General features: G+C 48.4%; 9 protein-coding genes. 2 read left to right on the forward strand and 7 right to left on the reverse strand.

Annotated elements, in window-relative coordinates:
- Positions 1 to 1151: 1151 nt before the first annotated feature.
- The 6 genes from FHS90_RS05705 to FHS90_RS05730 all read right to left on the reverse strand — a co-directional run bounded on the left by FHS90_RS05705 (position 1152) and on the right by FHS90_RS05730 (position 9242).
- Positions 1152 to 2438 (reverse strand): M16 family metallopeptidase, encoded by a 1287-nt coding sequence (locus tag FHS90_RS05705; RefSeq protein WP_182512322.1) that lies wholly within the window; start codon positions 2436 to 2438, stop codon positions 1152 to 1154.
- Position 2439: 1 nt separating this feature from the next.
- Positions 2440 to 3561 (reverse strand): type IX secretion system outer membrane channel protein PorV, encoded by a 1122-nt coding sequence (gene porV / locus FHS90_RS05710; RefSeq protein WP_246386715.1) that lies wholly within the window; start codon positions 3559 to 3561, stop codon positions 2440 to 2442.
- A 68-nt stretch (positions 3562 to 3629) separates the two neighbouring features.
- Entirely contained in the window at positions 3630 to 7499 is a 3870-nt protein-coding gene (porU, locus tag FHS90_RS05715; protein WP_182512324.1) for a type IX secretion system sortase PorU, read from the reverse strand.
- 92 nt (positions 7500 to 7591) lie between these two features.
- Positions 7592 to 7843, reverse strand: coding sequence for a phosphoribosylformylglycinamidine synthase subunit PurS (gene purS / locus FHS90_RS05720; RefSeq protein ID WP_066838321.1), 252 nt, complete (start codon positions 7841 to 7843; stop codon positions 7592 to 7594).
- Entirely contained in the window at positions 7840 to 8550 is a 711-nt protein-coding gene (gene pssA, locus FHS90_RS05725) for a CDP-diacylglycerol--serine O-phosphatidyltransferase (protein ID WP_182512325.1), read from the reverse strand. Before pssA ends, purS begins: the two co-directional genes overlap by 4 nt.
- 41 nt (positions 8551 to 8591) lie before the next feature.
- Positions 8592 to 9242: an MBL fold metallo-hydrolase gene (locus FHS90_RS05730; RefSeq protein WP_182512326.1), complete on the reverse strand. Its 651-nt coding sequence runs from the start codon at positions 9240 to 9242 to the stop codon at positions 8592 to 8594.
- Between the two features lie 69 nt (positions 9243 to 9311).
- Here FHS90_RS05730 and FHS90_RS05735 point away from each other — a divergent pair, with 69 nt between their 5' ends.
- Both FHS90_RS05735 and FHS90_RS05740 read left to right on the forward strand, forming a co-directional pair.
- Positions 9312 to 10388: an NAD(P)/FAD-dependent oxidoreductase gene (locus FHS90_RS05735; RefSeq protein ID WP_182512327.1), complete on the forward strand. Its 1077-nt coding sequence runs from the start codon at positions 9312 to 9314 to the stop codon at positions 10386 to 10388.
- Positions 10385 to 13591 (forward strand): BamA/TamA family outer membrane protein, encoded by a 3207-nt coding sequence (locus FHS90_RS05740; RefSeq protein WP_182512328.1) that lies wholly within the window; start codon positions 10385 to 10387, stop codon positions 13589 to 13591. Before FHS90_RS05735 ends, FHS90_RS05740 begins: the two co-directional genes overlap by 4 nt.
- Before the next feature lie 119 nt (positions 13592 to 13710).
- Here the strand turns inward: FHS90_RS05740 and purQ are convergent, their stop codons facing one another.
- Positions 13711 to 14403 carry a phosphoribosylformylglycinamidine synthase subunit PurQ gene (gene purQ, locus FHS90_RS05745; RefSeq protein WP_066838311.1) on the reverse strand — a complete coding sequence of 231 codons (693 nt, stop codon included), beginning with the start codon at positions 14401 to 14403 and terminating at the stop codon, positions 13711 to 13713.
- Between the last annotated feature and the right edge of the window lie 30 nt (positions 14404 to 14433).

A 14433-nucleotide genomic window follows, 5' to 3' on the forward strand; every position in this document is an offset into this window, starting at 1 on the left:
GCCCCACGGGTGAAACCGCAGGGGCCTCCCTGCGTTTAAGCCCTGCCAGGGCCAACCCCCCCCTTGCCTTTGAGGCGGCACCCCGCTATATTGGGTAAAACCGGAGGCAAGCCTGCCCCCTGGGCGGCCTTGGTCAGATTACGCCCTCTTTCCACCCCCAGCCTCCCCATGTTCTCCGGGGGCGATGGGGCCCCACCACTCCGGCCATTGGGCCCCTGCAAACAGTGTGCCTTCAGCCGTTGCCCTGTTGGAACAGTGCTGATCAGCACTCCCTATTGCGTTACCTCTTTCGCTAGTCTGTCTTATCAACCTGCTTTTGACCTTATCAACCTGCTTTTGACTGCTTATTCCTTTGCTCGGAAGTTGGCTGCAGTTGTAACTAGGCTCGTAGACGGCCATTCCATAATTTGAGGGAAAGCAAGAGAAACAGCTGGTAGCAAATTATGGACAAAAATTGCAGATGAAATCCAGCAGAAGAATTAGATTACCTTAGCAAAAGAAAGCAAACCCCAGCCGACTTTAATCGGCAGGAGTAGCAGAAGAGGAATTGACGTAAAATACTTGCAAAAATAATTGACCAGCAAAGCGCCCAAACCGACGCCAAAACGAATTTTTGACCTGATTTTCATAAAACAAGCTAAAAACGGAAGGATAGAGAATTTATCTATCTCTTCCTTTTTGCATTTTCGGGCTATTTTTCTAAAAACAGGCCAGAAACAGAAAAGTAAAAGATATAAATCAGGTTGTTGTGCAGAGAAACATCTGCAGCCAACCATGCATATATGTCAGCCTTCGGCCGACGGCTTTGGCTACCGCTTGTACGAGTCCGTTGCAGTATATTCAGTAGTCGATGTATAGTTTAGATTATTTTATGCATTAAATAAGTCATTTAGGCATTTAAACTATAGATGCTCTTGTGCATAGTCTTTGATCATCTAGGTTTTAGGCGATTAGGGTTGCTTTCCCATTTCAATCTATTGTTTGTCTTTTATATTATATCTGAAATGTGGTCACTCATTTGGTGTGACTTTTGTTTCTGCCTGATTATTGAAATCAGGTATTAAAAGCATGGACGCTTCTAAAGTAAAGTAAAAAGCCTTGATGAGATATCTCTTCAAGGCTTTTTACTTTACTTTACAAGTTTAGCGTGTTTATTGTGTACCTCCTACAGCAACAATATGTAGCGTCTCTGTAGATAGATACTCCTTTGCAACCGTTTGAACCTCTTCTCTGGAAGCTTGTTGCATTTTATTTTGGAGGTTGGTAAAGAAGTTTGGTGGAAGACCTAAAAGTACGCTGCTTCTATATCTGTCCATTTTATCAAAAATGGTAGAGTTGTCAGAAATAAACTTTCCAGCCAGATGCTTTTTAATTGTATTTAATTCTTCTTCTGATAGAAGCTCTCGCTGAAGAACTTCGATTTCTTTTTCTATCTCACGTATGGTTTCTTCTATCTTATCACCTTTGATATCTGTGCCTATAGATAACAAGGTGCCATGCTCTTTTATTGAAATAGAAGAGTGAATACCGTACGTAAATCCTTTCTCTTCTCTAATATTTTTCATTAGCCTTGAACCAAAGTAGCCTCCTAGCGCATGATTGGCAAGATACAATAGGGAGAAATCTGGATGCTCCGGAGATGGAAGAGTTCTTCCCACTCGTATGGCAGCTTGCATTGTATTAGAAGACCGTTCCATCTTTTTAGAAGCAGTTGCCTCCTTCTTTGAATACTGCTTCTCAACATTATTTAGGCCTGTGTTTCTTTGGGTCTGATCTAAGAAGCCTTTCAGCAGATTGTTGCCCTCTTCATCAAAATCACCCGTTACAAAAACCTCAGAAGAATTAATGTCATAACGGGTTTTATAAAATGCTTTAATGTCTTCTAACGTAAGTGCTTTAATCTCTTCTTCACTAATAACTGTGGAGTAAGGATGGTCTGCCCCGTATATAGAAGAGGTGAAAAGTTCTGTGGCAAGGTAGCCATTCTTTTGTTTGTCTATGGCTAGTGTCTGAATTACCCTTTGCTTTAATAATTCAAACTCTTCTTCAGGGAAAGAAGGATGTTCTAAGATTTCAAAAACTATGGGTAATAGCTCTGGAAGAAACTTGGATAAGCAGTATAAGGTAAGAGTTGACCTGTCAAACCCATGCGTAATTTCTAGAGAAGCCCCATAGAAATCAATGATATCAGCCAGTTGTTTTGCGGTATGACTGGTTGTACCCTCTTTTAACATTTTTGCGGTTAAAGAAGCTACGCCCGGCTTATCTTGATACCATTTCCCTGCTTTAAAAACAAATTCAAGCCTTATGATGGGTTGAATAGAATTAGGATACAAATGTACTCGTGTCCCAAAAGAAGAAGTAAGAACCGTTGGGTATATAGATAAGTCGGGTGTTTGCTCTGCTAATTCTGGTGCTTTTGATCTGTCTAAGGCCATACTAATAGGTTTCACCGTCAATTCTGAAGTGAAGGGTAAATCGTAGGGTTTGTGCTAAAGGGTTATTTTGTTCATTAGGAATTAGATAAGCGGCATCAACCCCAAACTTTTGGTACCTCACGCCTAAGCCCATGGTGAAATACTGACGGCCCCCTTTTAAATCATTCTCATAGAAATAACCGGCACGGGCAGCAAAAAGGTTATTATACCAGTATTCTAGACCTGTAGAAACAGTAACTTCTTTCATTTCTTCACTGAATCCTCCGGGGGCATCATTAAAAGATTTGAAGATACCTGAGAAGGTATTGGTGTTTTCATTGGCAGCAGCGTTGTCTGCTGGAGTATAGGGTACCAGAAGTTTATTGCCATCTACAGCTAGAGTTATCTTGTTATAAGGATCCAGCTCCATAGTTATAGCAGTACCAAGGCGTAAGTTGGTAGGTAAGAAATCTTTCCTGTCTGCGGTAGTATAAGAGATTTTAGCGCCTATGTTTGAGACATTACCACCAAACGCAAGATTATAGTTCTTACCGCCTAGTGCTAAATCTTTAGTATAGTAAATACCCAAATCTACTGCTACAGAGTTCCCGGGCTCTGATTCTCCTGTAAAGCTACCGTTGGTATAAGTAGCATTACCAGCCAGGTTGGAGCGTATATAGCGGGCACCTACCCCAAGGCTTAAGTTTTCACTCAGCTTTTGCCCATAGGCTACGCTCACCGCATATTCCTTCGGGTTGAAATAACCTGTTTCAGCACCTTGTTCATTTGAGAACCTGATTTCCCCAAGGTCAAAATACATCAATGAAGCCGATATAGAAGAATTGGGTGTCAACTTCTTGTGTCCTGATAAGTAAGCCAGATACATGTCATTCACTATTTTCTGTAACCAAGGCGTAACAGACAGAGAGACGCCTAAGTCTTCTTCAAGAAACGCAAGTTTGGCTGAATTCCAGTAACTGGCATTGGCGTCTGGTGAAATAGCCACGCCAGCGTCTCCCATGGCAGCAGAACGGGCATCTGGTGAAACGCTTAAAATAGGAACTGCAGTGGTAATGGGCCTGTATTCCTGATTTCTGCCATCTGTGGTTTGTGCAAAGGCAGAAAGGCCAGAGGTCAGAATCAAGAATAAACTTAGTACTGTAGATCGTAAGGAAGTGCAGTTCATGCGGTAGAAGTTGTGTATCAGATACGTTATTTAAGTAATACTAGCTTTTTGCTCTGTGTTGTACTGGAGCCATCAAGGCGAGAACGTACATTCACCCGATAAATATATACGCCTTTTGGTAAATATCCATCATGGTCGCCTTTGCCGTCCCAGGTGAGATCAGAAAAGTGAGCATTGCCTGTACTGGTAGTACGCAATGTCTTAACCAATGTACCTGATACGGTAAAAATGTGAATTTGTATATCCAGTTCCTGCCCCGGCCTGTTATGGTCAAAATGGAAAGTAGTTTGGTCAGCAAAAGGGTTTGGTGCCGTTAAAACATGCTCCAGCGCTAATTGTTCAGAAGATGCTACCACAAATTCAATTCTGGCAGTACTGGAGTTATTATGAGTATCCCAGGCTTTTAACTGCAAGGTATGCATACCCTCAGAAAGATCAGTGAGGGTGTAGCGCACTTTGCCCGCCTGATAAGAGTCTACATCAGCGGTATAAAAATCATTTAAGATAATAGGAGAAGATGTCTGATCATCTAAAATGGCGGTGATCTCATGGCCTATACCAGCACCGGCCGTGTTGATGCCGTTCTCATCAGAAAGATGCGCCAAAAGAATAGCGTCTTTATTGACAATACCTCCAGAAACAAAAGTGGCATCATTCATAAACAGTTTTACCAGAGGCGGGGTATTGTCAGCTGAAGCAGCGGCATCTGCCTCTCCAACCGGAAGTATGGCCGCCCCATGGGCATCAGTGGTGGCAGAGAACGCATACAGTTGAATAGACCCCGGCCCCACTACATAATTGATATCTTTGGGTACTACAAAAGAGACTTCAAATTCCCCATTTGTAACAGTGGCCAAGCCATCATAGAGAATGTTGGTACGGTTTTGTACCTGGCGCTTAGCACTCTGATCTCCCAAGGTGGTGAGGGAAGAACGTTTATCATATACGGTTAAATGCACTTTGCCCTGAAAGTCTGAGGTAATCTGCTGTTGATTACCAATAGAGCCGCCTAACGTTATTTTTGATAAGGCTTTTAAGGTATCTGAGGAAACCGCGGTGTATGCTTTGCCATTGATGGTAGTAAGGGCTACTCCCAACTGCGGGTAAGCCAGTCGCATAGAAGGGTCTCCCAGCAATGTGAAATTGCGGTTGTTTACATGATACAGGCTGTTATTCTTGGTCTCACTGTACAGATACCCCATATCTGGCATCTTACCGTTTGGAAGACGAATAAAAAGCCGTTGAAAGAACTCAAGATTTAACAGACGGTTTCCGGAGGAGTAAACCGGCCGGGTGGTGGTCAATAGACCAACAGCACCGCCATTAGGGTGCAGAAGGGCTGTTTCTGCACCAGAGTTACGCTTAGGATCATCATACCGGCCAAACTCACAGGTGGCCGTTAACAGAAACGTGAGGCGGTCTGGGTTCTTCCAGCTCTGTATTTCATTCAGGGTAAGAATCTGTTCATCTGCTAAGCTAATGGCATTTCCATGGCCGGTGTAGTTCACTAACAGCGCACCCTTTTCTACCTCCTCTTTCAAAGATCTGTTGGTGTCAGGAGAACGTTGCCCGTTCGGGACGGTGACTTGCGAGAAAAGATCCAGGTACACCTTTTGGGAAAGGTAGTTAGGATGCGTCCGCTCTACATACTCTGCCAGGTAATCAGCGTCATTCAGGTGTTCATTGAGGTCACCGTCGTCAGCTAAGAAGACAAGCCTTTTACGCCAATTCCCAAAGGTTTGACTGCTCTCATACTTGATAATCTTGTTGATCAACAGGTCGGCCTCTGCGCCAGATTTTGCCGGCAACCTACCTATGCCAATGTCTAACCGGTGCGCAAGGCTGAAATCAACCTCTGACCATTCTCCCTCTTCGTCATCAAGAAACCCAAAGAAATCTTCTGAAGAATAGGTGTTGACAGGGTTTAATGATTCCCGGGATTGATAAACAGGAATGAAGTTGGTGTTTTGGGTAACCCTGCGTTTGGGGTCATAAGAAGCATCTCCCAGTAACAGCAAATTAATTCTTTCGGCACCTTGCTTGCTGCTGCGCTCATAGAGCATTTTCATAAAGTCTCTGATCGCTGAAATGTCCTGCTTGCCAGAAGAAAACTCTTCATAAATCTGCGGGAGGGACACTACCTCAACCGTAAGGCCAGAACTGGTGCGCCTATGGTTTGCCAACCGCTGCGCCTGGGCCAGAAACACCGGGGGAGAGATAATCACCAAATCCAGGCTTCCGTCTAGATTTAAACTATGTAAATTCTGGTTAGAAACTTTGCCTGCAAAAGTAGGGGCCGGAAAGCCGGAACCCTGAAACACCACGTACTCCCGCAAGCTCTGGCTGCTGGCAGAGAATGATGCCGTCCCATTGGTTAGCACATACTCCTGCTGCACCGGATGCAGCGGGTCAGTCACGTCCCAGATGAAGCTGCCAGCCGGTACCCCCGCCACTTGAAAAGTACTTATGGGGTTTTGCAGGCTGGCGATTGACCTGAAATTAGTTTGGTTTCCAAATAAGCGTAATTGGCGTTGAGCCACAACGGTGAAGTAATTCAGAAAACCATTGGTAGAGGAATTCCCCTTTGCGTCAAAAATATAGTGCAGGCTGAGGTCTCCTGTATAATTCAGGTTGCTGAGGCTGGCTTGAAAAGACAGGGTACTGTTCACTCCTGCGTTATGGTAGTTGCCAGACCCTCTGCCTGGAAGAATGTGCTCACCCAGGTTTGTTCCGTTTAACTTAAGGCTAAAAGAAGAGCCAATGGTGCTTTCAGATACGGGAGAGTTCCCCATCACTGAAGACGTGACTTTTACCAGACTGTTAGGCACCAGATCAGAGGCAGGCAGAGAGAAGGCAGACGGTTGGGTAAAAGAATTGAATTCTTCGCCATACCACTCCCGGCCAGACTGCAGAACATTGACACGGTCTACTTCATGGTGCCAGCGGGCGTCATAACTGGTAATAGCAGGGTAGGTGCCGCTAACAGAAGCCTGCTGCTTGACTCTGCCGGAAGGGGTGGGTTGTACGGTTAGATAGTAATAAGTAGTGTCTGAGTAGAGGTTGAAGGAATGAAGGAAAGGGGTTTGGGCAGACGTACGGTTGAAAGACCATGTATGCGGCCCCTGCCCATAGAAAAGAAGATAGTCATTGGCATCAAAAGAGCCATCTTGCTCTCCAACTACCAGTATGTCATTTTCTACCAGATCATCTGGCCGGGGTGCGCTGTTGAGTTGGGGCAGCATACCACCACCGTTGCCGTAGATTTTGAGGTGCCTGGGGTTGAGGCCTTGTACATTGACCCCCATGGCTTGCAAAGCCGCCCGGTCAAGCTTGTAAATGCCATCGGCGGCCACGCCTATCTTATACCAATCGCCGGTGCTTAAAACAGAAGCCGTGGTATGGGTGCGGAGCGCAGAGGGTTGGCCTGGTCTTTTGCGAGCAGCAGCAGCGGTAGATGTATAGACATAGCTGAAACTGATCAGCTTTTCAAGGCTTCCTGTCTGTGGGTTCAACCTGAACGGCTGAAAAGACACAATGGTGCTGGACACGCGGTTGGCGGTACCGGTGCTTAAAACCGGTATGATGTCTGTTTTTAAGCTGTTTTTCGGAAATGAGCGCAAATCTGCTTCTGTGAGCGGGGCAAATTCCAGCTTTGTAAATTCAAAAGCACCAATAGCTACCTGGGGGAAGGAAATCTGGTAATAGGGAATTTCTTCCTGACCATGATAAGAAGCTTCTGCAAACGTGGGAACAGAAGAGACCGGGCTTTTAGAGGGGGTGGCAGCGGGTAGGGCGCGCCAGGAAATGGTGCGCGTTCCTTGGGTTTGAGCCCAGGCAGACGGGGTGGCCATCCAGAGAAGGGCTACGGCAAAAAGAAGCTTCTTACACAGGTGCATGTATGCGGGGTAAAGTATTCACTCCGCAACACAGCCTTTGCTTCATAGGTTCAGCAGGGGGTAAACCCTGCTGAACCTTAAAGTATTGATCCTTAATTGGCTGTGAGGCGGTAAGAATAAGATTCCATGATCAGGTTGGCCAGCAGCTTCTTGCAAGCTTCTTCTACTTTTTGGGTAGCAGCGGCTTCATCTTCGGCTTCCAGCTGTAAACGTATATGTTTGCCAATTCGTACATCAGCCACTTGCTGTAATCCTAAATGCTCCAGACCCAGCATAACGGCTTTGCCTTGAGGGTCTAACAGTTCAGCATGGGGCATGATATCAATCTCGGCGGTGAATTTCATATTGCAGAAGGTTTAATAAGGGAAATAAGAACATAAAATGCCACCAGAAGGGGCACGGCAGTAAAGTTAAGCCACGATAATAGAACAATTGCAAGTCCTAAGAAAATAAACTGCTTCTGGTTGTCCTGCCACTTGAAATTCTTGAACTTGAGCGCAAACAGCGGCACCTCAGAAATTAACAGGTAAGAGAACAGCAGGGTAATGCCCAGCAGGAAGAAAGGGCTAAGAATGATGCCAGACAAGCCATAGGTGTCATTGGCCAGAATAAGCGGGAACGACACCATAAGCATGGTATTGGTTGGCGTAGGAACCCCAATAAAAGAACTTGTCTGCCGGGTGTCCAGGTTGAATTTTGCCAGCCGCAACGCAGAGAAGATGGTCAGGATAAAGCCGGCGAAGGGGAGCCATTCTTCGGCGCCAGCCCCAAACGATGTATTCTCAGCCAGGCTCATTTTAAGGAGCTGGAGCATCATGGCACCCGGGACCACGCCAAAAGAAACCATGTCTGCCAACGAGTCCAGCTGCTTCCCAATCTCTGAGTGAACGTGCAGCAAACGGGCAATCATGCCGTCCCAGAAGTCAAAGGCCACGGCTAGCGCCACCAGGTAGGCGGCAATGGTCAGCTTCTGCTGAAAGATAAAGTAAACGGCCAGGCAACCGCAGAACAGGTTGAGGCAGGTGATAAGGTTAGGCAGGTGCTTCTTCATGCAAGGGAGTAAATGGGCGTTTTTGGGGTGTTTTTCAGAAACTAGGCCAAAAACGGGTTGCTGTTCTTTTCTTCACCAACAGTGGTAGACGGCCCGTGGCCGGGATATACCCGTACCGCGTCTGGTAAGGTGAAGAGCTTGGTTCTAATGCTGTTGATCAATGTCTGGTAGTCACCACCGGGCAAGTCTGTGCGGCCAATACTGCGCTGGAAGAGTACGTCACCGCCAATCACCTGTTGGCTTTCTTCATGGTAGAACACCACATGCCCGGGGGCATGCCCAGGTGTGAAGAGCACCTGCAGCCTGGTATTGCCAAATGACACGTCTTCGCCTTCTTTTAAAAATTTTTCAGGGAGCACCTCCTGGTACTGCGGAAAACCATAGGCGGCTGAATAGGTGGGAACCGCCCGCAGCACCGCCAGGTCAGCCTCATGAATTTCTAACGGAACATGGTAAGTGGTAGCCACAAAATAATTTCCCAGCACGTGGTCAATGTGGCAGTGCGTGTTGAGCAGCCTTGCCACAGTCAATCCCTTGGCTTCAATAAAATCCTTCAGTTCCTGCTCCTCCTGCCTGGTAGCGCAGCCGGGGTCAATGATCACACACTCCTTTGAAGAGTCAAAGAGCACATAGGTGTTTTCACTGAATGGGTTAAAGGTAAAGCTCTCTATTTGCAGACCAACAGGCGTCATGGCGGTTTCTAGCGTTATTTTGGTGGCTCTAAGTTACAGATTTCAGCGGCACAAGCCGTACCTTGTCGCATGATTTATGATTATCTGGTTGTAGGCCACGGACTGGCCGGTGCCATTCTGACCTGTTTTTTGGAAAACAACGGTAAAACAGCTTTGGTATTTGATGTGCCCAACCCCCATGCGGCCTCCCGGGTGGCGGCGGGTTTGATCAACCCGGTGGCAGGCAAGCGCTTTGCCAGGAGTTGGCGGGTAGATGAGTTTTTGCCGGCCGCCACGGCGTTTTACCGGGACCTGGAAACCCACCACCAGGTAGCCCTCTTTCACCAGAAACCCATCTTGAAATTATTCTCCACCCCAGAGGAACAGAACACCTGGATGGGCAAAAGTGCTGATCCCGCCTGGCAGGAGTATGTAGAAACCACGCATTTGCAACTACCGGTTTCTGCAGACCTGCACCAGGAACTGGGAGGCCTGTTGATTCAGAAGGGAGGCTATGTGGCCCTGCGTGCGTTTCTGGAACTGCGGGAGCAGGAACTGGCCCGGCGACAGGTTTTACGTACAGAACCTTTTGACCCAGAGCAACTGGAGCTGGTACCCGGCGGGGTAAAGTACCAGGGCGTAGAGGCCAGAAAAATCATTTTCTGTGAGGGCGCCGGCGGTGCCCAAAACCCTTTTTTCAGCTGGCTGCCGTTTTCTTTGAACAAAGGTGAAATTTTAGACATAAATGTACCTGATTTTGAAGCCGAATATATCTATAACAAAGCAGTTTACGTTGTGCCTGTAGGGCAAGGCCACTTCAGGATTGGGGCCACCTACAACTGGCGGGAAGTGAATGAGGAAATAACCCCGGCGGCGCGGGAAGAACTGGCGGCCAAAACAAAAGACATTCTTAAGAAACCCTTTGCCGTGGTAAATCAGTATGTAGGCATACGGCCGGCGGTAAGAGACCGTAAACCCTTGATTGGCAGGCATCCAGAGCTGCCGCAGGTGGCGGTTTTCAACGGTATGGGATCTAAAGGTGTGCTCATGGCCCCGCTGTTGGCGCAACAGTTGATTTCAGCGTTAGAGATAGAAACACCGCTGTGGCCAGAAGTAGACATTGCCCGTTATTTTTCATTATATTTAGCATCTAAGTCAAACACATGAGTCAACTCTCTACTCGCGTAAGAAATGTGTACCGGCTAATGTTGATTCTCCTGTGCGCAGGGGTACCATCATTCACCTTTGGGCAAGCCACGGCCCCAGATGATTTCGGGCAGAACCGCATTCAGTACAAGCGGTTTAACTGGCAGTACTACAGCACCCAGAATTTTAATGTCTACTATGCGCAAGGCGGCATAGAACTGGCCCGCCATGCGGCTGAGCATGCTGAGAAGGAGCTGAAACGCATCACCTCTCTCATTGGCTACTATCCTTACTCCAAAATTACCCTCATTGTCTACAATTCAGTCTCTGACCTGAAGCAGAGCAACATTGGCCTCATTGATGACCCTTACAAAGGCGGCAATGACGTGTTGTTTGTGAAAAGCAAGATTGAAATTCCTTTTCAGGGGTCCCAGACGGAGTTCAAGCGGGAGATCACCTACCGGGTGTCTGAGTTGCTGCTGTCTGACATGATGTACGGGGGGAGCTTGAAAGAAGTCATCCAGAGCAACTACCTGCTGCGTCTGCCAGAATGGTTTGTGTCTGGGGCTGCTGCCTACATCTCAGAAGGCTGGAGCGTGGAGATGGACAACTACGTGCGCGATATGCTGCAGAAAACCGGCGGCAAGCGCTCTGAGCCGTTGTTCGCCCGTAACCAGAAGCGCACCGGGCAAGCCATCTGGAACTACATAGCTGAAAAGCACGGCGCGTCTGCCATCCAGAACATTCTTAACCTTACCCGTATCACCCGTGACATTGAAATAGGTATTGCCAGCAGCCTGAACATGCCGTACAAGCGCTTCATGCGGGACTGGTTTGCGTATTACAACCAGATGAACACCTTTGCCGAAGGTGAGCTCCCTGCCCCAGACAAGGAGAAGAAGATCAAAAAAATCACTTCACCCAATGACTTCTATTCAGAGCCGGTATTGAGTCCCAACGGGCAGCAGATGGCTTTTGTGATCTATGACCGGGGTAGCTACAAAGTGGTGATCAGGGATCTGAAGCGTGAAAAACAGAAAACTATCTACAAGGGTGGGTTTAAAATGCCAAATCAGGAACAGGACCATACGGTGCCGCTCCTTTCCTGGCGCTCAGAAAACCAGATTGGCATCACAGACTATAAAAAAGGCAAACTCCAACTGAAGCTGCAAGCCGCTGACAGCAGGTACTGGCCTGCTGTTGAAACCGTGAAAGGCTGGTTGGGCAAGTCTCGCGGGGTGCTTCCGTTGGGGGCGTACAGCCAGGTGACCGGGTTTGATTATTCAGCAGACGGCCAGTTTCTGGTGCTGAGTGCGGTAAAGAACGGGCAGAGTGACTTGTTCCTGTACCGGGGAAACCGGTTGGTGCAGCAGTTGACCAATGATATTTATGATGACCTGCAGCCTTCCTTTTTGCCGGGCAGCAACCGCCTTGTCTTTAGCTCTAACCGGTTACAGGATTCCTTGCAATCAGCGCAGGGAAAGTTTAGCCAGGTGGCCAATAACTATGACATCTACCTGTATGATCCGGAGAATAGGCAAAGCCGGTTTTGGCAGCTGACCTATACCCCCGCCAATGAAGTGCAGCCTGTTGGCCTCTCAGCAGATGAAATCATGTACATAGGGGAGGAAACCGGCATCAGAACTTTGTACCGGCACAATACCCAAACGGGTGAGATCAGCAGGGTGACAGATTTCCGGCAGAACATCAAAGACTATGACTATCACCTGGGCACCGGCAATCTGGTGTTTATTGCCCTGGACAGAGCCAAAGAATATGCCTACTATTACCCTAATTTCCCTTTAACCACGTTTTCCGCCTTCAAAACCAAGCGGCAGGAAGTACTGGAAGGGCATCTGGCCAAACGCGTAGAGCAGGAAAGAGCCCGGGTGGCAGCTGCCCTGGCCGCCAAAGCCAAGGCAGATTCAATGGCTGCACTGGCACCGGTAGCCTCTCCCGGCCAGCAGATTACCACTGACTCAGCCGCGGCAAAGACGGCTGTTGCGGCCGCAGCGCCTAAGCCCAGAACCATTCTGGCCATGCCAGCGGCAGACACCCTGGCGCTGAATAAACCAAGGCCCTACGATCTGCGCTTTGGCGTAAACAACCTCATTACTTCTATCTATGCAGACCCGTTGCTGGGGTTTGGGTTTGTGATGGAAGTGGGCATGGCAGACCTCTTTGAAGATTACCGCATACGGGGTGGGGTCTTTGCGCTCACAGACCTGCAGACCACCAATTTTTATGCAGAGTACTCTAACCTGAAGAACCGCTATGATTACCGTGTTGGCTACCAAAAGCAAAGCGTATACATGGTTGACGGCCCGGCTGTTAGAAGACTGGGCAAACACGAGATCCTGCCCGCGTTCAGTTACCCCCTGACCAATGCGCTGAGTGTGAAAGTACTGCCAAGGTACTCAAACATCAGGTACACGTTTATTGAGAATTTCACTGAGCCAGACATTGTCATGGACTTTGCCGGTATTGGCGGGGAGTTGGTGTATGACAACTCAGTGGTGACCGGCATGAACATGCGCGAAGGCACCCGTATGAAAGTAGGGGTGACCCGCATGTACGGCATCGGGAAAAAGGAGAACGGCTTTGGCAAGTTTTACGTGGACCTGCGGCACTATCAGAAAATTCACAAAGAGTTTGTGTGGGCAAACCGGGTGAGCTACGGCCATTCGTTTGGGCCATCCCCTAAAAAGTACCTGGTTGGCGGGGTAGACAACTGGATCAATGCCTCAGAAGACTCGGTGCAGATTCCGGAGGGCGGCGCTACCCCAGATGATGTCATCTCCCAGTTCTTCTATATGGAATTTGCCACACCATTGCGCGGCTTTAATTACAATGCCCGCAATGGCACCCGGTATGTGATGTGGAACTCAGAGCTGCGGCTGCCCCTGTTCCAATACCTGTTTGAAGGGCCTATCAACTCCGGGTTCTTCCGGAATTTCCAGCTGGTTGGTTTCTTTGACGCCGGTACTGCCTATAATACCGGGAACCCGTTCAGTGAAGACAACTCTGTGAATACGCAGCCGGTACCGCAGCCGCCGTTTGAGATTATAGTGCGTAACTTCCGGAACCCGCTCATGTACGGGTACGGCTGGGGAGCCCGCACTACTTTACTTGGCATTTACGGCCGCTTTGACATGGCGTGGGGAGAGAAAGACTTGGTAAAAGTGGGGCCTAAGTTCTACTTCTCAATGGGCTATGATTTCTAGAACCTGATCAGCTGTTTCTGTTTTCGGCCTGTTTTCTGAAAAACAGGCCGAAAACAGGAGCGCCTCCCTTGGCTGGCAAGGGAGGCGCTCCTGTTTTATAGGGAAAAAGATTTTGCTACTTAAGCCTGCACAGCCTGCAACAGGGCCTCAAACATGAGGCGGCCGTCTGTGTTGCCCAGCTCCTGGTCAACGGCGCGCTCCGGGTGCGGCATCATGCCAAACACGTTTCTGTTGGCGTTGGTCACCCCGGCAATGTTGAGTACGCTGCCGTTGCAGTTGCAGATCTCATTGACTTCACCGTTGGCATCACAGTACCGGAACAGGATCTGACCATTGTCCTCCAGCTGCTTCAGGGTATCCTGGTCTGCATGGAAACGGCCCTCGCCGTGGGCGATTGGAATTTTATAGGCTTTGCCCGGTTCTAACAGGGCGGTAGGCAAGGTGTCTGTATGCTCTGGCGTGATGTACACGTTCTCACAGATAAATTTCTGGCTAACGTTGCGCAGCAGGGCGCCCGGCAGCAGGCCCGCCTCTGTCAGGATCTGGAAACCGTTGCAAATACCCCAAACGTACCCGCCGCTGTTGGCAAACTTTACCACTTCCTGCATGATGGGCGAGAAACGGGCAATGGCGCCAGAGCGCAAATAGTCACCGTAAGAGAAACCGCCTGGCAGCACAATGAAATCACAGTTCTGCAGGTCATGGTCTTTGTGCCACAGCCGCACCACCTCTTGCTGGGTGGTGGTATGCAGGGCATCAATCACATCTTGGTCACAGTTAGACCCTGGGAAAACGACTACTCCAAATTTCATGTTCCAAAGATAAGCAAATTACGTCTGTGA

This window comes from Rufibacter ruber, assembly GCF_014138425.1.
GTDB classification, from domain to species: Bacteria; Bacteroidota; Bacteroidia; order Cytophagales; family Hymenobacteraceae; genus Nibribacter; species Nibribacter ruber_C.

Bases quoted from the DNA above. Each gene is read 5' to 3' on its own strand.
- FHS90_RS05705 (WP_182512322.1), bottom strand. From the start codon at position 2,438: ATGGCCTTAGACAGATCAAAAGCACCAGAATTAGCAGAGCAAACACCC.
- porU (WP_182512324.1), bottom strand. From the start codon at position 7,499: ATGCACCTGTGTAAGAAGCTTCTTTTTGCCGTAGCCCTTCTCTGGATG.
- purS (WP_066838321.1), bottom strand. From the start codon at position 7,843: ATGAAATTCACCGCCGAGATTGATATCATGCCCCATGCTGAACTGTTA.
- pssA (WP_182512325.1), bottom strand. From the start codon at position 8,550: ATGAAGAAGCACCTGCCTAACCTTATCACCTGCCTCAACCTGTTCTGC.
- FHS90_RS05730 (WP_182512326.1), bottom strand. From the start codon at position 9,242: ATGACGCCTGTTGGTCTGCAAATAGAGAGCTTTACCTTTAACCCATTC.
- FHS90_RS05735 (WP_182512327.1), top strand. From the start codon at position 9,312: ATGATTTATGATTATCTGGTTGTAGGCCACGGACTGGCCGGTGCCATT.
- FHS90_RS05740 (WP_182512328.1), top strand. From the start codon at position 10,385: ATGAGTCAACTCTCTACTCGCGTAAGAAATGTGTACCGGCTAATGTTG.
- purQ (WP_066838311.1), bottom strand. From the start codon at position 14,403: ATGAAATTTGGAGTAGTCGTTTTCCCAGGGTCTAACTGTGACCAAGAT.